General features: G+C 77.5%; 10 protein-coding genes. 1 reads left to right on the forward strand and 9 read right to left on the reverse strand.

Annotated elements, in window-relative coordinates; all coding sequences use genetic code 11:
• Positions 1 to 45: 45 nt before the first annotated feature.
• The 8 genes from ACTWQH_RS08695 to ACTWQH_RS08730 all read right to left on the reverse strand — a co-directional run bounded on the left by ACTWQH_RS08695 (position 46) and on the right by ACTWQH_RS08730 (position 17,124).
• Positions 46 to 5,112: a hypothetical protein gene (locus tag ACTWQH_RS08695; protein ID WP_443285797.1), complete on the reverse strand. Its 5,067-nt coding sequence runs from the start codon at positions 5,110 to 5,112 to the stop codon at positions 46 to 48.
• Between the two features lie 46 nt (positions 5,113 to 5,158).
• Entirely contained in the window at positions 5,159 to 6,046 is an 888-nt protein-coding gene (locus ACTWQH_RS08700; protein ID WP_443285798.1) for a hypothetical protein, read from the reverse strand.
• A complete protein-coding gene (locus ACTWQH_RS08705) occupies positions 6,043 to 7,569 on the reverse strand; it encodes a hypothetical protein (RefSeq protein ID WP_443285799.1) in 1,527 nt (508 codons plus the stop codon). Before ACTWQH_RS08705 ends, ACTWQH_RS08700 begins: the two co-directional genes overlap by 4 nt.
• A 103-nt stretch (positions 7,570 to 7,672) precedes the next feature.
• Positions 7,673 to 11,296 carry a hydantoinase B/oxoprolinase family protein gene (locus ACTWQH_RS08710; RefSeq protein WP_443285800.1) on the reverse strand — a complete coding sequence of 1,208 codons (3,624 nt, stop codon included), beginning with the start codon at positions 11,294 to 11,296 and terminating at the stop codon, positions 7,673 to 7,675.
• Entirely contained in the window at positions 11,268 to 12,209 is a 942-nt protein-coding gene (locus ACTWQH_RS08715; RefSeq protein ID WP_443285844.1) for an SGNH/GDSL hydrolase family protein, read from the reverse strand. The genes ACTWQH_RS08710 and ACTWQH_RS08715 overlap by 29 nt, the downstream gene beginning before the upstream one ends.
• Before the next feature lie 971 nt (positions 12,210 to 13,180).
• Positions 13,181 to 14,362, reverse strand: coding sequence for a glycosyltransferase (locus ACTWQH_RS08720; protein ID WP_443285801.1), 1,182 nt, complete (start codon positions 14,360 to 14,362; stop codon positions 13,181 to 13,183).
• On the reverse strand, positions 14,359 to 15,483 hold the full coding sequence (locus ACTWQH_RS08725; protein WP_443285802.1) for a glycosyltransferase family 4 protein: 1,125 nt from the start codon (positions 15,481 to 15,483) through the stop codon (positions 14,359 to 14,361). The genes ACTWQH_RS08720 and ACTWQH_RS08725 overlap by 4 nt, the downstream gene beginning before the upstream one ends.
• A gap of 135 nt (positions 15,484 to 15,618) precedes the next feature.
• Positions 15,619 to 17,124 carry a HEAT repeat domain-containing protein gene (locus ACTWQH_RS08730; RefSeq protein WP_443285803.1) on the reverse strand — a complete coding sequence of 502 codons (1,506 nt, stop codon included), beginning with the start codon at positions 17,122 to 17,124 and terminating at the stop codon, positions 15,619 to 15,621.
• A gap of 283 nt (positions 17,125 to 17,407) precedes the next feature.
• Between ACTWQH_RS08730 and ACTWQH_RS08735 the strand changes: the two genes are divergently transcribed.
• Positions 17,408 to 18,925 (forward strand): SpoIIE family protein phosphatase, encoded by a 1,518-nt coding sequence (locus ACTWQH_RS08735; RefSeq protein ID WP_443285804.1) that lies wholly within the window; start codon positions 17,408 to 17,410, stop codon positions 18,923 to 18,925.
• 287 nt (positions 18,926 to 19,212) lie between these two features.
• Here ACTWQH_RS08735 and ACTWQH_RS08740 read toward each other — a convergent pair whose 3' ends face one another.
• Positions 19,213 to 20,697 (reverse strand): DNA-binding protein NsdB, encoded by a 1,485-nt coding sequence (locus ACTWQH_RS08740; RefSeq protein WP_443285805.1) that lies wholly within the window; start codon positions 20,695 to 20,697, stop codon positions 19,213 to 19,215.
• Positions 20,698 to 20,790: the final 93 nt, after the last annotated feature.

Below are 20,790 nucleotides of genomic sequence, written 5' to 3' on the forward strand. Positions count from 1 at the left end.
GGTGGCCGTGGTGCCGCGGCGGCCGAACGCCGGGTCCTGCGGAGGCTACGGCGCGGGTCTGCGGAAGACGCGGGTCGCGGTGATCTCGCCGTGCGTCGGCTCGGACTGGGGGTCCTGCCGGGGCAGGCCGGGGCGCAGGTGCTCCTCGACGCTGATGTACTTCAGGCCCGCGCGCAGGTCCGCGTCGTTGCGCAGCCGGATGACCAGGGGGAACTCGGCCAGCGCGGTGGTGTCGAACAGCCCGGTGGTGTAGAGCAGTTGCACGCCGAGGGCGTCGGCGACGGCCCGCTGGAGCTCCAGCAGGTAGGTGGCGTTGGCGCGGCCGATGGGGTTGTCGAGGAAGAGGGTGCCGGCGTGGCGGTGCCGATCGCGGCCCCGGTCGTTGCCGCGCAGCGCGGCCATGGTGCAGTACAGCGCGATGGCGGCGGTGAGCAGCTGGCCGCCGGAGAAGACGTCTCCCATCTGGCCCACGGGGACGCGCTCGGCGCGCAGCACGGCGTCCGGCTTGAGGATCTCCACGCTGACGCCGCGGGGCTGGAGGGCGGCGCGCACGCCGCGCAGCAGCAGGGACATGCCGTCGCGGCGCAGGTCGGCGTTCTTGGCGACGGCCGCCTTGGTGGTCTCGTCGATGACCTCGCCCAGGCGCTCGGTCAGCGTGGCCTGGTCGGGGTCGTCGAAGCGGATGCGGAGGAACTCCTGCCCCGACCATTCGCCCAGCCCTTCCGGGAGCCGGGAGAGCCGCTGCGCGGCGCGGAGGGTGTCGAGCGAGGACTCGACCAGGCCGCGCAGCCGGTCGACGATGCCGTCGCGGTTGCGCTCCAGCTGCGCCAGCTCGTCGGTGAGGACGCGCAGCCGGGGGGCGAACGCCTCGGCCCAGGCCGTGGCGTGCTCGGGCAGGGCGGCGGCGGGCAGCTCGCGGATCTGCTGGCGGGCGGGGGTGCGGACCTGCTCGAAGCGGGTCGCGTTGGCGTGGCGCACGAGCTGGTCGGCGGCCTCGCGCACCGCGGCCTCGGCGGCGGCCAGGGCGCCGGCGCGCTCCCGCAGCTCACGGCGGGCGGCGGCGGCGTCCTGGCGGGCCTCGGCGAGGCCGCCGGCGTAGCTCGCGGGGGGACGGGGCCGGTCGCCTCCCTCCCCCGGCGCCTGCTCGGGGTCGGCCCCGGCGGAGGGCGCGGCGGCGGACGCGGCGGCGGACGCGCGGTGCGGCTCGCGCAGCAGGTCCTTCAGGAGCGCGGCGGTCTCCTCGAAGGCGCCGGCGGCGTCCTGCGCCGAGCCGTGGTCGCGCAGCAGGTCCTCGTGGGCGCCGCGGGCGGCGGCGAGGTCGCCCTCGCGCGCGGTGAGCTCCGCGCTGGCCTCGCGCAGCAGCTCACGGGCCCGGGCGGCGTCGGCGGGGACGCGATCGGCGGGGAGGTCGATGTGCGCCTGGCCGTCGGCGGGCGCGAGCCGCTCGGCCTCGCCCCGGAGCCTGCCGAGTTGTTCGCTCGCGGCGGCGGCGCGGGACTCCAGCGAGTGGACCAGCTCCTCGGCGCGGGCCGCGGCCGCCTGACGGGAGGGGCCGTCGGCGCCCTCGGGCCCGTCGAGCAGGCGGGCGGCACGGGTGCGGACCTTGGCGCTGAGCCGGTCGAGGGCGGCGCGGGCCGCGGACTCGTCGCCCTCGGCGCGGGCCTGCTCGGCGCGCAGGTCCGCGCCGACGCCGACCTTCTCGTAGAGCTGGCTGGCCGCGCGGTACGCCTCGCGGAGCGCGGGCAGCGAGGCGGGGGCCTCGGCCGTCTCTCCCCGCTCCTCGGACTCGGCGTCGACACCGGAGATCTCCGCGCGTTCGGCCCGCAGGGCGCGGGCGGTGCGGCGGGCGTCGTCGGCGGCGCGCTGCGCGGCCCGGTGGTCCTTGTCGGTGGCGCGGGCCCGCGCCAGGCACTGGTCGGCGCGCTCCTCGGCCTCGGCTCCCTCCTGCGCCAGCTCGGACAGCCGGGACCGCCAGCGGGGGCGCTCCCGGAGCCGGAACGCCAGCCCCGCCAGCGCGTCGGCGGAGCGGCGGGCGCGCTGCACGGCCTCCTGCCGCCGGTCGCGGGCGGCGGCCGCGTCGGCGGCGGCGCGCTCGGCCTCGGCGTGCTCGGCGGTGGCCTCCGCGAGGCGGCGCCGGGCGGCGTCGGCCTCGGCGCGGGCGTGCTCGGCGGCGGTGGCCAGCTCGGCGAGGCGGCCGGCGGGGCAGCCGGCGCGCCAGGACGCGAGGCGGACGGCGAGGCGGCGGTCGGCGGTGAGGCGGGCGGCGAGCTCCCGGATCCGCCGGTCGCGGGAGGCGGCGCGCTCGCGCAGGGCACGGCGTTCGTCGTCGGCGGCCCGCTCGTCGTGCATGGCGGGGTTGGGCGGCACGAGGAAGACGCCGCTGTCGCGGCCGCCGGGCGGCGGGGTGGGCGCGAGCAGCGCGGCGGCGGTGCCCACGGCGACGGCGGAGCGGGGCAGCAGCGCGGCGTCGGCGATGGCCTCGCGGGCGCGGGCGTGGCTGTCCGGGTCGGTGATCACGACGCCGTCGACGAGTTCGGGGCGGGCCGCGAGCACCCGGGCGTGGTCGGCGGGCGGGACGGCCTGCGCGAGGTAGCGCCAGCCGGGGAGGGCCGGGATGCCGTGCTCGGCGAGGAACTCGACGGTCGCCAGCACGTCCGGGCCCGGGGGCAGCAGCCCGCCGTCGCCGAGGGCGGCCAGGACGCGGGAGTCGTCGGCGGCAGCGGTGCGCAGTTCGAACAGGTGCCGCTCGGCCTCGGAGACGCGCTCCTCCAGCAGGGCGGCGAGGGTCTCGGCCTCGCGGTCGAGGTCCTCGGCGGTGAGGGACGCCCGGCGGGCCGGGCCGACGGCGGGGCGATCCGTAGCGGGGTCGGGTCCTGCGCCGCCTCCGGCGGCATCGGCGGCGGCTTCCGAAGCGGCCGAGGCGGCAGAGGCGTCGCGCTGGCGGGAGCCGCCGGGAGCCGCCGGGCCCGAGGCGCCCTCGCCGGGCCGAGCCGGTGAGGCGTCGGGTGTACGCGCCGCGTCGAGGGGGGCCTCGCCGGTCGCGTCGTCGTCCCCGGGCACGGTGGCGCGAGCGCCGGGCGGGGCGGAAGGCACGGCCGGGCGGCTGGCCCCGCGGTCCGGCGCTCGGCCGGACCGAGCGGGAGACGGCCCCTCTCCATGGGGAGTCGCCGCGCCGTTGTCGTCCGGCTCCGCCGTCGCGTGGACGCGAACCGGAACCGGGGGCCCGGCAGGCTGACTCCTCCCCCCGGACTCCGGACCGGCGCCGGGCCCGGGCAGGCCCAGGAGCTCGGTGAGGCGCTCGTCGGCGGCGAGGGTGGTGGCCTCGCGGTGTTCGCCCGTCCAGGCGGACTCGGCTGCGCGGGCGGCGTCGGCGGCGCGGGCGGCGGACAGCTCGGCCTGGGCGTGGTCGGCCGCTGCCTGCCGGGCGCGGTCCTGTGCGCGGTGGGCGGCCTCGTCGGCGGCGTCCAGGGCGGCGGCCGCCGTCTGCTCCGCGTCGCTGGCCGCCAGCGCCGCCCGGGCCGGGTCGGCGTCGGGGCCCGAGTCCTCCAGCCAGCCGGCGGCGACCGCCTGGGCCGTCTCCTCCTCGACCTCCGTCAGGCGCTGCCGCAGGTGCTCGGCCTCGCTGCGGGCGCGCTGGGCCTCGGTGGCGGCGGCGGTGGCGTCGCGCTGGGCGGTCTCGGCCGCCTCCTGGAGGGCGGCGGAGCGGTCCTCGTGCTCGGTGGCGGAGCGCTCGCTGTCCCCGGCCGCGGCCTGCAGGGCGCGGACCAGCGCGGCGGCGGCCTTGGCGCGCGCGGCCAGGGCGGGGGCGGCGTCGCGCTCGGCCTCGCGGATGGCGGCGGCGACCCGGGCGGCGCGGTCGGCGGCGGCGCGGTGCTGCAGGACGGTCTCGGCCGCCTGCCAGGCGGCGTGCAGCGTGCGGGCGTCGGCGAGCTCGCGGCGTCCGGCGGTGGCGGTCTGCTCGGCGGCGGTCAGCGCCAGCGAGGCGTGCCGGTAGGCGAGTTCGGCGGCGATCTTCGAGGCGCGGCCGACGGTGCCCTCGGCGTCGGCGACCGCGTGCCCGGCGGCGGCGAGGCGCTCGGCGAGGCCCTGGGCGCGCTCGCGCTCGGCGGCGCCGCGTGCGGCGAGGCGGCCGGCGAGGGCGCGGACGCGGTGCTCGGCCTGGGCGTGCACGCCGCGGGCGGTCTCCCGCTCGGCCGCGGCCCCGGACAGGCGGGTCAGCAGCTCAAGCGACCCGGCGGTGAAGTCGCGCTCGGCGGTCAGCTCGGCGCGGCGGCCGAGCTTGTGGGCGAAGCCGTGGACGAGGTCGGCCAGGCCGTCGGTGTCGCGGGTGTCGGTGACGGCGCGCAGCAGCAGGTCGGTGAAGTCCGAGTCGTTCTTCACGGCGAACAGGCCGGCGGCCTCGCCCTCGTCGGCGTTCATCTCGCGCTGGTAGCGGAAGAGTTCGGGGTCCAGGCCCAGGCGGCCCAGGTGCTCGATCCAGCGCTCGTGGATCTCCTCCCAGGCGACGTCGAGGTGCGGGTACGCCTTGCCGGTCTCCGTGAGGACGTCGCGGAAGCCCTTCATGGTGCGGCGCCGGCCCCGCGCCCCCGAGGCGCCCTCGGCGCGCGGGCGCAGGGCGGAGGACTCGGCGACGGGCAGGGAGTCCAGCGACAGGCCGGGGCCGGGCCGGAAGGAGTACCACGCCTCGGTGAAGCGGCGGGGGTCGCCGGAGATCTGGCGGCCGCGCCACTCGCTGACCTTGCCGACGACGATGGTCTCGCCGGTGCGGGTGTGCTGCCACTCCAGGGCGACGTGCCCGCAGTCCTCGGCCAGCAGGAACTTGCGCAGCACGCCGGAGCTGGCCCCGCCGAGGGTGTTGCGGTGGCCGGGCAGCATGACGGAGAAGATCAGCTTCAGCAGCACGGACTTGCCGCCGCCGTTCTCCAGGAAGAGGACCGCGGCGGGGGCGGGCCGGCGCGGCGGGCCGGTGGGCTCCTCCTCGAAGAACTCGGCCTGGGCAGGGGCCGGGCTGGGCACCGGCTCGCCGACCCCGCGCAGGTCCAGCACGGTGTCGGCGTAGCGGGCGCCGGCTGGGCCGATGGAGTAGAGGCGGATCCGGGACAGCTCGTACATGGCGGGGGCTCTCGTGGGTGGTCTCTGATGGTGGCGCGGGTCGTGGTCAGCTGTGGAAGGGGAGGCCGGCGCCTTCGACGAGCTCGTCGTCGCCGTCGGCGGCCGGGAGCAGGGCGCCGGCGCCGTCGGTGACGGGGACGACGCCGAGGTGGAGCAGCTCGGTCATGGCGGCGCCGGCGGCCATGTCGCGGACCTGCAGCTGGTACCGGGCGGTGGTGCGGTAGGCGCCGCCCGCCTCGTCGCCGGTGCGCTGCAGGAAGCCGGAGTCGGCGAGGAAGGCGACGGCCTTGCCGACGATGCCGGTGGTGGATCCGGCGAGGCGGCGGGCGTCCTTGGTGGCGCCCGTGGCGCTGCGCCGGGCGAAGACCCGCCAGGCGGCCTCCAGGTCGGGGGCGTCGGTGGCCGGGTCGGTGTTCTCCCCGCGTTCGGCGGCGCGCTCGGCCAGGCGGCGGCAGGCGTGGCGGACGAACGCCTCCACCCCGTTGACCGTGATGCGGCCGATATAGCCGTCGTCGGCGAGGTCGGCGGGGCGGGGGAAGGCGAGGGCGGCGACGGCGAGGTGGGCCAGGCCGTGCAGGAAGCGGTCGGCCGGGTCGGCGGCGGCGCGGCGGGCGTAGTCGCCCATGCGGACGGCGAAGACGGAGTCCTCGGCGGCGGCGAGCACCATGCCGGCGCGGGTGGAGACCTCCAGCACGATGAGGCCGAGGCCGGTGGCGACGGCGTCGGCGAGCCGGGCGAAGGGCGGGTCCTCGCGGTAACGCCGCAGCAGGGCGGCGTACTCGGCGTCGCGGGAGGGCTGGAGCCGTGGGTGCAGGCCGAGGGAGACCAGGCGGGAGGCGTCGGCGGCGTCCGCCGGTGTGAGGGGGCCCGTGGCCTGGGCGGGGGCGGCGCCGGTCGGGGAGCCGGTGCCGGTGCCGGTGCTGGGGGTGGTCATGACGCGTCCTCCGAGCGGCCGGCGGCCATGCCGGCCGCGTCGAGCAGCGCGGTGCCGACGATGAGGTCGGCTCCGCCGAACTCCGGGTCGTCCAGCTCGGTGCCGTCGTCCACGGCGAACAGCAGCCGCGAGTCCCCCTGGCGGTACGCCGTGCCCACGGGAGGGCTGGCGGCGTGGACGGCCAGCAGGCCGACGAGGTGCGGCAGTCCGGGGTCGGTGCGGCGGGCCTCGGCCAGCAGGCCGGAGAGGCGCCGCGGCGCGTCCGCCGGCAGCCGGAGCAGCTCGGTGGCGGCGGCCAGCTGCTCCTCGCTGAAGCGGCTGTCGTCGGGGGTGGCGATGAGGTCGGGCTCGGGCAGCTCGGCGCCCAGATGCTCGCGGGGCGCGGGCGGGGTGAGCAGCAGCTCGGCCAGGTCGGCCAGGCGGACGGCGCCCGGCGGGCGCGGGGCGGTGCCCCGGGCGAAGAACGCGTCGGTGACGCGGGTGGCCTCGGCCACCGGCAGGGCGAGCAGCGGCGCCAGGAGCTGGCCGTACAGGTCGGTGCCGGCGCGGGCGGCGGGCGGGGCGAACGCCTGCCGGTCCTGCTCGGCGCGGAACAGTGGCCCGGCCTGCAGGAGCCGGGACTGGAGCTGGGTGTGGCGGCGGATGCAGTCCTTGACGATGTCGACGAGCTCGGCGGCGCGCGTGCGGTGTCCGGGGTCGGCCGCCTCGTCGCGGGCGCGGCGGATGTGGGTGAGGATGGCGTTCTCGTGGCGGTACCGGTCGGCGATGTGGTCCAGCGCCTCGGTGATCATGTCGGGGATGGCGTGCAGCCAGTCGACCGCGCGCACGTCGCGCCGGGTGGTCTCCAGGGCGCGGCGCAGGGACTCGGCGTACTGCACCGTGCGGTATCGCGCCTGCTCGGCGGCGAGTTGGGCGTCGGCGAGGCGGCCGCGGGTGATGAGCACCTCCAGCTTGACCTCGGCGGCGATCTGGGCGCTGGTGACGTCGGTGTCGAGGGCGCCGACCAGGACGTTGACCGCCTCGTCGGTGGTGCGCAGGTACACCTCGCCGCCGGGGCCGGGGACCTCCTCGATGAGCTTGAAGTCGTAGTCCCGGCGGACGTATCCGCCGTCGGGGGCGAAGGTGCCGTACACGGCGCGGAAGCCGCGGTCGACGCTGCCGACGTTGATCAGGCTGTCGAGCACCCAGCGGGCCACGCGCTCGTGCTCGGCGGCGGGGCGGCGGGGGGCCTGGGCGGCGACGCGGGGCAGCAGCCGGGCGACGATGTGCTCGTGGTCGGCGCCGGTGTCGAAGTCCATGCTGAGGGTGACCAGGTCGATGGCGGCCAGCGCCACCTCCGCCATGGCGTACGTGCTGTACTCCCCGGCGAGGTTGGCCTTGCGGGCGTCGAGGTCGTGCAGCGGGGCGGTGCAGGCGAGCGCGCGCAGCCGCCGGGCCAGCCCTTCGTCGGCGGCCGGGCCCGGGGCGGGGCGGGCGGCGCCGGCAGGGAGTGGCGGTGGCTGTTGCTGCGCGGTCTCGGTCACGTCGGAAAGCCTAGGTGGTGGCACTGACAACGCCGCCCGGGCGCGGGCGTCCTGGGCGTTCGGGCTCGAGCGCCCGGGCCTCGGCGCCCGGGGCCTCGGCGTCTCAGGTCTTGGCGTCTCCAGCCTCGGCCGGCGGCCCGTATCCGCCGCCGCCCGGGGTGTGGACGACGAGCACGTCGCCGGGGCCGACCTCGGCGGTGTCGCTGCCGCCGAGGCGCTCCACGGTGCCGTCGGCGCGCTCGACGGCGTTCTCGCCCAGCGCGCCGGGCTCGCCGCCCGCCATGCCGTAGGGCGGGACGCGGCGGTGGCCGGAGAGCAGCGCGACGGTCATCGGCTCCAGGAAGCGGATGCGGCGGCTCACGCCGCCGCCGCCGCGCCAGCGGCCCGCGCCGCCGCTGCCGGTGCGGATACGGAAGTCCTCCACCCGCACCGGGTAGCGCCACTCCAGCACCTCGGGGTCGGTGAGGCGGGAGTTGGTCATGTGGGTCTGGACGGCGTCGGCGCCGGCGAAGCCGTCGCCCGCGCCGGAGCCGGAGGCGACGGTCTCGTAGTACTGCACCCGCTCGTTGCCGAAGGTGACGTTGTTCATGGTGCCGGAGCCCTCGGCCTGCACGCCGAGCGCCGCGTAGAGGGCGCCGGTGACGGCCTGGGAGGTCTCGACGTTGCCCGCCACGGTCGCGGCCGGGTAGGACGGGGCCAGCATGCACCCGGGCGGGATGCGGATGTCCAGCGGCTCCAGGCAGCCGCTGTTGAGCGGGATGTCGTCGGCGACGAGGGTGCGGAAGACGTACAGCACGGCCGCCATCACCACCGAGCTGGGGGCGTTGGTGTTGCCCGGCTGCTGCGGGGAGGTGCCGGTGAAGTCCAGGACGGCGCCGCGCGCTTCGCGGTCGACGGTGACGGCGACACGGATGACGGCCCCTGCGTCGGTCTCGTAGCGGCAGGTGCCGTCGGAGAGGGTGGCGATGATGCGGCGCACCGCCTCCTCGGCGTTGCGCTGCACGTGGCCCATGTACGCCCGCACCACGTCGAGCCCGAACTGGCCGATCATCGCGCGCAGTTCGGCGATGCCCTTCTCGTTGGCGGCGATCTGGGCGCGCAGGTCGGCGAGGTTGGCGTCGGGGCCGCGCGAGGGGTACGGGGCGCCGGCGAGCAGCGCGCGGGTCTCGGCCTCCCGCAGGCGGCCGTCGCGGACCAGCAGCCAGTTGTCGAAGAGGACGCCCTCCTCGTCGATGGTGCGGCTGAACGCCGGCATCGAGCCGGGGGTGATGCCGCCGATCTCGGCGTGGTGGCCGCGGGAGGCGACGAGGAAGAGCAGGTCGCGCCCGCTCTCGTCGAAGACGGGGGTGACGACGGTGACGTCGGGCAGGTGGGTGCCGCCGTGGTAGGGGTCGTTGATGGCGTAGACGTCGCCGGGGCGCAGGGTGCCGGCGTTGCGGCGCAGCACCTCCTTGATGGACTCCCCCATCGAGCCGAGGTGCACGGGGATGTGGGGGGCGTTGGAGATGAGGTTGCCCTCGGCGTCGAACAGGGCGCAGGAGAAGTCCAGCCGCTCCTTGATGTTGACGGAGTGGGCGGTGTTCTCCAGGCGCACGCCCATCTGTTCGGCGATGGCCATGAAGAGGTTGTTGAAGATCTCCAGCTTGACGGGGTCGGCCTCGGTGCCGATGGCGGTGGTCGCGGGGCGGGGCGTCACGCGGGTGAGGACGAGGTGGCCGCGCTCGCTCGCGGTGGCCTGCCAGCCGGGTTCGACGACGGTGGTGGCGTCGGCCTCGGCGACGATGGCCGGGCCGGTGACGGCGTCGCCGGGGCGCAGCTCCTCGCGGCGGTGCAGGGGCGCGTCGTGCCAGCGGCCGGCGGCGTACAGGCGTACGCGGTCGGCGGGGACGAGCGGCCCGGTGCGGGGCTCGGGCGGGGCGGCGGCGAGGGGGTGGTGGGGCCCGGCGGCGCCGACGGCCTCGGCGACGACGGTGGCGGCGACCAGCGGCTTGTCCATGGTGAAGCCGTAGCGGGCCTGGTGGGCGCGGGTGAACTCCTCGGCCATGGCGGCGCGTTCGGCGAGGGTGACGGGCAGCACGGCGTCGGTGCCGGCGTAGCGCAGGTGGAGGCGGGCGGTGGTGCGGATGGCGGCCTCGGGGATGCCGTCCTCGCGGAGCTGGGCGCGGGCGGCGCCCGTGAGGTCGTCGGCGAGTTCGCGGACGGCGGGGAGCGCGTCGTCGGTCAGCCCGGCCTCGACGGACTGCTCGCGCAGCGCGGTGGCGTCGGCGACGCCGATGCCGTACGCCGAGAGCACGCCGGCCAGCGGCGGCACGACGACGGTGTCGATGCCGAGGGCGTCGGCGACGGCGCAGGCGTGCTGGCCGCCGGCGCCGCCGAAGCTGGTGAGGGCGTAGCGGGTGACGTCGTGGCCGCGCTGGACGGAGATCTTCTTCACGGCGTTGGCCATGTTGAGGACGGCGATCTCCAGGAAGCCGGCGGCGACCTCCTCGGGGCCGCGGCGGTCGCCGGTGGCCTCCGCGATGGTGGCGGCGAGGGCGGCGAAGCGCTCGGTGACGGTGTCGGCGTCCAGGGGCTGGTCGCCGCCGGGGCCGAAGACGTGCGGGAAGTGGGCGGGCTGGACGCGGCCGAGCATCACGTTGGCGTCGGTGACGGTCAGCGGGCCGCCGCGCCGGTAGCAGGCGGGGCCGGGGACGGCGCCGGCGGAGTCGGGGCCGACGCGGTAGCGGGAGCCGTCGAAGTGGAGTATCGAGCCGCCGCCCGCCGCGACGGTGTGGATGTCGATCATGGGGGAACGCATCCGCACGCCGGCGACCTCGGTGCCGAAGACGCGCTCCAGCTCGCCGGCGTGGTGGGAGACGTCGGTGGAGGTGCCGCCCATGTCGAAGCCGATGACGCGGTCGAAGCCCGCCTCGGCGCTGGCGCGGGCCATGCCGACGACGCCGCCGGCAGGGCCGGAGAGCACGGCGTCCTTGCCGCGGAAGCGGGTGGCTTCCCTGAGGCCGCCGTTGGACTGCATGAACATCAGCCGCACGTCCTTGAGTTCGGCGGCGACCTGGTCGACGTAGCGGCGCAGCACGGGCGAGAGGTAGGCGTCGACGACGGTGGTGTCGCCGCGCGAGACGAGCCGGATGAGCGGGCTGACCTCGTGGGAGCTGCTGACCTGGGTGAAGCCGGCGTCGCGGGCGAGGCCGGCGACGGCCCGCTCGTGGGCGGGGTGGCGGTAGCCGTGGAGGAGGAGGACGGCGGCGGAGCGGAAGCCGTCGCGGTGGGCGGCGGCGAGCGCCTCGGAGACGGCTTCGGCGTCGAGGGGGTGCACGGTGGTGCCGTCGGCGGCGAGGCGTTCGGGCACCTCGATGACGCGGTCGTAGAGGCTCTCGGGCTTGACGATGCGGCGGTCGAAGAGGCGGGGGCGGTTCTGGTACGCGATGCGCAGGGCGTCGCGGAAGCCCTCGGTGGTGACCAGGACGGTGGGCTCGCCGCGGCGTTCCAGCAGGGCGTTGGTCGCCACGGTGGTGCCCATCTTCACGATCTCGATGCGCTCGCCGGGGACGGGGTCGCCGGGGGCGACGCCCAGGAGACGGCGGATGCCGGCGACGGCGGCGTCGCGGTACCGCTCGGGGTCGTGCGACAGCAGCTTGTGCGTCACCAGCCGGCCGTCGGGGCGCCTGCCCACGACGTCGGTGAAGGTGCCGCCCCGGTCAATCCAGAATTCCCAGCGCCCGTTCACTCGGACATCGTGCCAGGTCCGGGGCGTCCCCGGGAGGGCCGGGTGCGAGCGCGCGCAGCGCGGCGGCGGTGGCCTCGCGGGTGGCCCGCTCCAGGGTCGCCTCGGTCCCGGCGAGGCGGTGGGCGGCCTCGGCGGCGGCCAGCCGCAGCAGGCCGGGCAGCAGGTCGGTGGAGCGGGCCAGGACCCAGCGGGTGCCGCGGGTCGCCATCCACCAGGTGCCGGCGGCGCGGGTGGGCGGCGGCCGGTCGGGCGTCGGGGAGGGCGGCGGCCCGGCGGCGTGGCCGCGCGCGGCGAGCAGGGAGTGGAACTCGCGTGCCAGCAGGCGGTGCCCCAGCTCGCTGGGGTGCAGCCGGTCGACGCTCCAGGCGTGGCGGTCGGTGACCATGGGGTGCTCGGCGAGGTGGGCGTGGACGGTGTCGTAGCGGTCGCTGAGCGCGTGTACGACCTCGTTGAGGGCGCGCATGCGGCGCGCGAGCGGGCAGCCGAGCGCGCGGGGCAGGCGCAGCATCCGCCCGGGGTCGGGAAGGCAGGCGGTGAGCACGATGGCACCGTCCTCGGTGAGGGCGCGCAGGGTGGTGTCGAGGGCGCGGGCGACGCGGGAGATGTCGAACGCCGAGCGGAGCGTGTCGTTGACGCCGATGACGAGGGCGGCCACGTGGGGCCGGAGGCGGCGGGCGGCGGCGAGCTGCTCGCCCGCCGTGTCGATGGTGCGGGCGCCGCTGCGGGCGAGGTTGACCAGCTGGACGGGCTGCCCGGGCGCGGGCAGGGCGGCGGCGAGCAGCGCGGCCCAGCCGCGGCAGCCGCCGTGGGGGGCGGGGTCGCCCAGCCCTTCGGTGAGGGAGTCGCCGAGCGCGGTGAAGCGCAGCGCCTCCGGCGGGGAGGCGACGACGCCGTCCGGCGCACCGGCGCCCAGCGGGCGCCGGTGGCCGGCGGGCGCGACGCGAGGCGCGTCCTCCACCCGTATGGCGTCCTGCGGGAGGCCGGCTTTGACGCGCGCGGTGCGGGATGCCTCCGGCGGCGAAAGGGGCGCGACGCGAGGCGCGTCCACCGGTGAGGCGTCACGCGGACGGCCCGGTTCGCCAGACACGGCGCGGAGCGCCCCCGGCGGCGAGACGTACACCGCCCGGCGCACGTCACTCGGCGCATCGCCCCCAGCGCAGCCCCGTTCGCCAGGCACAGCGCGAGGCGCCTCCGGCGGCGGACCCGGCACACCGCGGCGCACGTCCACCGGCGCCTCCTCACGCGGAAGGCGCGATTCGGCGGGTGCGGCGCGGCCCGCGTCCACCGATGCGGCGCCCCCCGCCCGGCCCGGTTCGGCAGACGCGGCGCCGGGTGGCGCGCCGGGCGCCGCCGGGCCGCGGCGGCGGTGCGGGGGTGGGGCGGCTCGTGGGCGAGGCGGTGCCGTCCGCGCCGGGCCGTGGCTCGGCTCGGCGCGTGGTGGCGGGGCCGCGGCGGCCCGTGGAGGGGCCGGGTGATCCGCCGCCGACGGCTCCTGTCCGGGGAGGTGCGCGGCAGCGGAGCCGCCCGCCGGCGGGGCGGCACGCCGCGCGTGACGGCTCGCCGCCCCGGAGGCGTACGCCGGCGAGTCGCCCTGCGCACCCACCGCGTCACCGGCGCCCAGCATCTCCCGCGTCCCGGCCGTCGCGTGTCCGGGGCGAGGCTCCGGCGGTGACGGCGACGACGTGTGCGGGCGGGCGACCGCCTGCTGGCCCGGCGGGACCGCCCCGGCGTGGCCGGGTCGCTGCCGCGCGGGCGTGAAACGCGGGCCGGTCGCGGCGTCCGGCGCCTCGTGCGGGGGCGCCGCGTCGACACGCCCCGGTCCGGGGCACGGGCGCGCGACGGCGGGGTCGTCCAGGGCGGAGGGCCCGGGACGCGGGGAGGTGCTCATGCCAGGCCGCCCTCCGCCCGGGCCGTGGCGTGGGGGCGGGAGTCCGGCGTCGCCACCGGCGGGGCGTCGAGGGCGGCGAGGAAGGCGGCGACGGCCGTGCTCCAGGGGAAGCGTTCGGCGCGTGCCCGGGCGCGGGCGCGGCGTTCGTCCTCGGGGCGGGCGAGCAGGCGCTGGACGCCGTCGGCGAAGGAGCGGCCGTCGCCGGCGGCCACCGTGCCGGCCGGGCCCAGCAGCGCGGGCACCGCCGAGCGGTCACTGGCCACCACCGGGGTGCCGCAGGCCAGCGCCTCCATCGCGGCCAGGCCGAAGGTCTCGGCCGGTCCGGGCGCCATCACCACGTCGGCGGTGGCCTGGAGCACCGCGAGGTCGGCCGGGTCGCCGATGTGGCCCGAGAAGGTGACCGGCAGCCGCTTGGCCCGCGCCCGCTCGACCATGCGCGCGCGCAGCGGGCCGTCCCCGGCGACGACGAGGGCCGCGTCGACGCCGCGCCGCAGCAGCTCGGCCAGGGCGTCCAGCGCGATGCCCGGCCGCTTCTCCGGGGAGAGCCGCGAGCACAGCGCCAGCAGCACCCGGGCGTCGCCCGCCAGCTCCTTGTGCAGTCGCTCGTCGTGCAGCTCCGGGCGGCAGCGCACCAGGTCGACGCCGAGCGGGGCGCGCACGATGTTGGTGGCACCGACGCGGCGGAACTCCCGGGCGGCCCAGTCGGTGGTGCACACCACGCGGGTGTAGGCGTGCGCGGTGCGGCGGTTGAGCCAGTCGGCGCTGCGGCGGCACAGCGACTCGGGCAGGTGCCAGGTCGCCATCACGCCGTCGACGCTCTCGTGGGAGACCATGACCGCGGGGACGCGGCGGCGGCGCGCCCACTCCCCCGTCCAGCGCAGCGTGGTCCGGTCCGAGATCTCCAGGCGGTCGGGGGCGAGCGAGGCCAGCAGCCGGGCCAGCCGCTGCCGGTCGGTGATGACGCGGTAGCCGCCGGTGCCGGGGACGGTGCGGCCGGGCAGGGTGATGACGCGGCCCTGCGTGGTGGTGTCGTCGCTGTAGGCCCGGCCGGGGATGATCAGCACCGGCTCGTGGCCGGCCGCCTGGTAGCCCGCGCCGAGCTCGCGCAGCGCGGTGCGCAGGCCGCCGGAGGCGGGGGCGACGAAGTTGGCGAGCCGGACGATCCTCAGACCGCTCATGAGACGGCCACCGCCCGGGTGCGCAACACCTCGGCGTAGTGGTCGAGGAGCTGGTCGCCGATGGCCTCCCAGGTGCGGTCGGCGACCGCCTCCCGCCCGGCGAGGGCCAGGTGCCCGCGCAGCGCGGCGTCGTCGCGCAGCTCGCTGACGGCCTCGCGCACGGCGGCGGCGTCGCCGGGCTGGACGAGCAGGCCGGTGCGGCCGTGGTCGATCAGGTCGAGAGGGCCGCCGACGGCGGGGGCGACGACCGCTATCCCGCTGGCCTGGGCCTCCTGCACGGTCTGGCAGAAGGTCTCCAGCGGCCCGGTGTGGACGAAGACGTCCAGCGAGGCGTAAATGCGCGCCAGGTCATCGCCGGTGCGGCGGCCGAGGAAGCGGGCGTTCGGCAGCGCCCCGGTGAGCTGCGGCTGGCTGGGGCCGTCGCCGACCACCACGAGGCGTACGCCGGGCATGCGGTCGGCCTCCGCCAGCAGCTCGACCCGCTTCTCGGGGGCGAGCCGGCCCACGTAGCCCACCAGCAGCTCGCCGCCGGGGGCGAGTTCGCGGCGCAGTTCCTCGTCGCGCAGGTCGGGGCGGAAGCGTTCGGTGTCCACGCCGCGCTGCCACAGCCGCACGCGGGGAACGCCGCGCTCCTCGAGCTCGCGGATCGAGGCGGTGGAGGGCGCCAGCGTGAGGTCGGCCGCGGTGTGCACGGCGCGTATGCGGCGCCAGGCGGCGAGCTCGCCGGCGCCGAGGTAGGTGCGGGCGTAGCCGGCGAGGTCGGTCTGGTAGACGGCGACGGCGGGGACGCCGAAGCGCACGGCCAGCGCGGCGCCGCGCGCGCCGAGCACGAAGGGGCTGGCGAGGTGGACGACGTCGGGCCGGTGGGCGGCCATGGCGCCGGCGAGCTTGCGGCTGGGCAGGGCGACGCGGACCTGCGGGTAGCCGGGGAGCGGCAGGGAGGGGACGTGGACGACGGGAGCGGGTCCGTCGTGGGGGGATCGGACACCGGGGGGCGGAGTCGGCGCGATCACCAGCGGGTGGTGGCCCCGCCTCGCCAGGTGGCGGGCGGTCTGCAGGGCGCAGTGCGCCACCCCGTTGATGTCGGGGGGATAGGACTCGGTGACGATGCAAACGCGCATAGGAACGTTCTCACCGATGTGTGCGTTGCCATGACCACATCCGCGTGGCCGTTCGGAAAACATCCCCTGAGCGTAGAGGCATGGACGCGTCACCGGGCTCGGGGCCCCGGGCCCCGGCCGCGCCCGGTACCCGGCTCAGCCCACGGCGCGGTCGGCGAGGCGGCCGCGTACCGCCGTCTGCACTCCGGCCTGCTCGGCCGGGTCGGTGGCCAGCCGGCGCAGCCGTTCGACGACGCGCACGTCGACGGTGGTGGCGAAGCGGGCGGCGAGCTCGCGGGTGTCCTCCTCGCAGTCCCACAGGCACTCGACGGCGAAGCCGGAGGCGAAGGAGGGGTCGGTGGCGGCCAGCGCCCGGGCGGCGTGGCCGCGCAGCTGGGAGGAGGCGGTCTCGCGGTAGATGTGCCGCATCACCGGCACGGCGGCGGTCACGTCCAGCCGGCCCGCGCCCTCCACCAGGGGCCGCAGCTCCCGGGCGTCGGTGCCGTGGGTGCGCACGGCGCGGCGCAGCGCGGCCAGCACGCCGGGGGCGTCGCGCGCCTCGCCGCGGCGGGCCAGCATGGCGGCGGCGCAGGAGCCGAGCTCGTCGGGCCGGGCGGCCCAGCGGCGGGCCTGCACCAGGGCGCCGCGGTCGCTCATGCGGGAGAACGCCGTGACCGCGGCGCGCGAGACGTCCGCGTCCCGCGCCGCGGCGGCGGCCTCCAGCAGCGCGAACACGTCGGGGTCGCCGCGCTCGGCGAGGTGGCGCAGCGCGGCCGCGCGGCCGGCGGGCGGGCCGTCGGCGGCGGCGGCCAGCAGCGTGGCGCGGTCGCCGGGGCCGACCACGGCGCCCAGGCAGCGCGCGGCGGACGCCTCGCGCCACTGCCGGGGGATCTGCTCGTAGCCCTCCTGGGCCCAGGCCAGCACGGCCTCGACGCTCCAGCCCGGCTGCGGTCCCGGCGGGCGCATCTGCCGCTGCCAGCGGTCGAAGTCGCCGTCGGTGAGCGCGCGGCCGAGCCGGGCGCGCTGCTCGGGGCGGGCCGGATCCTCCGCCCAGATCCGCCAGGGGCGCGGCTCGAAGGAGTCGCGGACGGCGGCGGTCAGGGCGCGCTCGCCCCTCTCGGTGGCCGGGAAGCGGACGAGGACGCGCGGGCCCAGGGCGCGCAGCCCGGCGTCGTCGTCGCGCACCGCGAGTTCGTCGAGGGCCCAGCGCCAGTTGGCGCCGGTGACGGCGTAGCGGCGCAGCAGGTCCAGGGCGTGGCGGTCGCCGTAGGAGGCGAGGTGGCCGAGGACGGAGAGCGCGAGCCCGGTGCGTTCCTCGTCGTACGCCCGGGGCGCGGCCTCGCGGGCGGTCCGGGCGGTGCCGTCGCTGCCGTCAGCGCCGTCGTCGCCGTCGGTGCGGAGGTCGTCGGGGTGGAAGAGATGGTCGGCGATGGCGTCGAGGCCGGCGTTCAGCTCCCGGTAGAGCCGGGCGTAGTACAGCGAGCGGTGTTCGAGCCGCCAGTCCCGGCGGGGGTCGTGCAGAACGCAGTGCTCCAGCGCCGCGACGGCCGCGGGGCGGGGGGCTGCCAGCGCGTGCAGCCACCCGTCGCCGCGGCCACGCTGGAGCAGCCCCAGGAGGGTGCCGCTGGGCGCTATGCCTGATTCGATCGGACTGGCGAACATATTGGTCAGCATCCGGTTGAAGGGGATCCGGTGGCAACGGGATTTCTGTCTGGGCGGCTCCTTGCCTGTGGACAGCCGTTCTACACCCGTTCCGCACCGTGCTCCACCCCCGCCCCCCTGGTCCCGGCACCGGGCCTGTAACGCTCTGGTATACGGTGCGTTGCTGCGGCGGCCGAAACCCTTACGGTGCGACGACGGGTGTGCCACAGTCTGAAGTCAGCCACCTCCGGCGAACGCCGGCGGGTGCACCACCGGCCCGACCGCGCCATCCCGGGGACCAGCCATGCTCTCCTCTTTCTCCCAGCAGCCGGAACCCTCCGCTCCCCCACCCGCGGACGCCGCCCCCGTCGGCGGTGAGGACGCGCTCGACGCGCTCGACGCGCTCGACGCGCTCATCGCGCAGACCCGGCTGCTGCGGGACGGCGTCGAGGCCGTCCGGCGCGCGGAGCGGGCCCAGGGCGCGCGGCAGCGCGTGCGGCGCGCGGTGTGGGACCTCGCCGTGGACCAGCTCGACGACTTCGGCGAACGCCTCGACCAGCTGCGCTCGGCGGCGGCTCCCGACGGCCGGGCGCGGCTGGGGGCGCACATCGGCAGCGCGGAGTGGAACCTGCTGACCGACGGCGTGACCTGGTCCGAGGAGGTGTTCTCGATCTTCGGCAGGGACGCCGCGGACGGGCCGCTCACCCTCGACGAGCTGCCCTCCCGCGTGCCCGCCGCGGACCAGCCCGCGCTGACCGCCGCCGTCACGGCCTGTCTGGTGGACGGCCGCCCGATGGAGTGCGAGTTCCGCGTGATCCGGCCGGACGGCTCGCTGCGCACCGTGCAGCTGTCGGGCGAGCCGGTGCTCGACGAGCGGGGCGGCACGGTGGCGATGTGGGCGATGGTCCGCGACGTGAGCGAGATGCGCCGCAGCGAGGCCGGGATGGCGGCCGGCGACCCCGGCGCGGGCGCCGGAGCCGGTGCCGGAGCCCGCGCGGGCACAGGCGTCGGGGAGGGCGAGGGCGAGGAGCTGCGGCGGCTGCGGCGCGTGGCGCGGGCGGAGCGGGGCATCGCGATCGAGCTGGCCGACGCGGCGCTCGCGCCGTGGCTCGGCTCCCCCGAGCCGCAGGGGGCGGCCGCGGCGCGCGGCTCGCTGGAGCTGGCCGCGCGGTACCTGCCGGCGCGGGCCGGCACGCCGATGAGCGGCAAGTGGTACGACGTGCTGCGCCTGCCCGGCGGCGGGCGGCTGCTGAGCGTCGGGGACCTGTCGGGCCAGGGGGCCGCCGCGGCGGCGAGCGCGGCGACGACGCTGGGGGCGATCCGGGGGATCGCACTGACGGGGACCGCGCCCGGCGGGCTGCTGGAGCACCTCAACCGCCTGCTCGACAACGGGATGCACCCGGTGCTGGCCGGCGCCGTCTGCTGCCGGTACGAGCCGGGCGGCGACGGCGGCGTGCTGTCCTGGGCGCAGGCCGGGCACCCCGCGCCGCTGCTGTGCCGCCGGGGCGCCGGCCGCCTGCTGCCGAGGCCGTCCGGCCCGCTGCTGGGCGCGATGACGGACCCGGAGTACGCCCAGCGCGCCGAGCCGCTGGAGCCGGGCGACGTGCTGGTGCTGTACACGCATGGGCTGTTTCCGGCCATCCCTCGGCCCGGCGACGGCGGGCCGCCGTCGCCGACCGGCGAGGAGCGGCTGACCGGCCTGGGCGAGCGGCTGTGTGCCGCCGCCAGCGCCGAGGAGTGCCTGGAGCTGATCGTGTCGGCCTGCGGCGAGACGGGACGGGACGACGACGCCTGCGTGCTGGTGGCACGCATCACGCCGTGACGCCGCGCCCCGGCGGAGCCCGTCCCCGCGCTCCCGCCCGGCGGCTGCGGGAAGCCCGCTCGCCGAGCACTCGTGCCCGCCGCGCGGCGCGCCTGGTCCGGCAGGTGCTGCCCGCCCTCGCGCGGGGCGGTGCCGCCCGGGCGCTCGCGCGGTGTGCGCGGCCCCGTCGGCAGGCTGCCGGCACGCCCGCGGCGCCTCGCGCCCGTGCCATCGCACCGGCCGGGCCGGACCAAGCGCGCCCGGCGCCCGCCGTGCCCGCCCGCCCCGGTGAGCCCGCCGGGCGGGGCTCACACGGGCTGGGCCGCCGCCGAGGTGTCCGACCCGCCGGGGGCCCTGGACAGGGCCTCCTCGATCTCCTCCCGCAGCGCCCCGATCCGGGGGCAGTCGGCGTACGCGCCGGTCAGCCCGTACATCTCGTGCAGCCGGTGCCAGGTCCGGTGGGAGGAGTTGGTGCCGATGCTGCCCAGCGCCTGCCGGGCGTGGACGTCGGCCTGTTCGGGGTCGTCGGCGATGAAGCAGGCCGAGGCGAGCGTGATGTGGTCGAAGATCTGCGACCGGTCCCGGCCCTGACAGCGCAGGCCCAGGGCCTGCTTGGCGTGCTGCTCGGCCAGGCGCGCGGCCGACGGGTCGTGCTCGGCGAGGGTGCGGTAGGCCAGCGCCTCCATGCCGTGCAGGTCGGCCTCGTCGAACATCTGCATCCAGCTCGGCTGCGGGACGTCGTCGCGGTCGGAGACGAACAGGTCCTCGGCCCGCCCCAGGGTGCGCCGCATCGACTGGCCGCGGCCCATGGAGGCGTGCGCCCACGCCTCGATGGTGCACAGCATGGCGCGCGTGCGGGGCAGCTCTTCCTCCCCCACGCCGTCGTGCGCGAGGCGCATCAGGTCCAGCGCCTCCTCCGGCCGCCCGAGGTGCACCATCTGGCGGGCGGCGCGGGACAGGGCCTCCCCCGCCCGCGGCCGGTCGCCGCCCTCGCGCGCGGCGTGCGCGGCTATCAGGAAGTACTGCTGGGCGGTGGACTCCATCCCCACGTCGTGGGACATCCAGCCGGCCAGGGCGGCCAGGTTGGCGGCAACGCCCCACAGCCGGCGTTGCACGGGTGCGGTATGCCGGTAGGCGAGCATGCCTCCCACCTCGTTGAGCTGGCCCACCACGGCCTTGCGCTGGAGGCCGCCGCCTCGGGTGGCGTCCCAGGCGCGGAAGATCTCGACGGATCGCTCCAGCGCCTCGATCTCCTCGGTGCCGACGGGCGCCGCCTCGTAACGGTCGAGTCCGGCGGCGTCGGCGGCGAAGGTTGGGTCGTCGGGGGGTGTTGCGGTGTCCGGTGCCGGCGTGGCCCGGATCCAGTCGTGCATGGCGTCGCTGAGCGCGGAGCCCGCCACGAGGGCGGCTCCCGCACCGACCATGCCGCGTCGGTTGAGCATGAGATCCATTCCCGTGAATTCGGTGAGGATCGCGGCTGTCCGGTGGGGAGCCCACGGCAGTCCGTCGACGGACCGACGCGTCCCCGCATCCCCTGGCCGGCGCAACCCCAGGTCCTCGATGGTCACGACACGGCCGAGTCGCTCGGTGAACAGGGACGCCAGCACCTCGGGCACGGGATCGCGCGGAGTCTCTCCGCCGTCGATCCAGCGCCGCACTCGCGAGGTGTCCGTGGCCAGCTGAGGATGGCCGTGGGCGGCCGCCTGCCGGTTCACCAGCCTGGCGAGTTCGCCCTTGGACCATCCGGCGAGCCGGAACATGTCCGCGAGACGGGTGTTGGGTCGTCCGGTCACGTCAAGCCCCCAGGATCTCGGCTGAGTTGACAGTAGCCGCCGCGCAACGGCGTCACGCTCATTCGCCAGGGTTCGCCAGGGCTCGCCAGATGG

This window comes from Streptomyces sp. 6N223 (genome assembly GCF_052246635.1).
Taxonomy (GTDB): domain Bacteria; phylum Actinomycetota; class Actinomycetes; order Streptomycetales; family Streptomycetaceae; genus Streptomyces.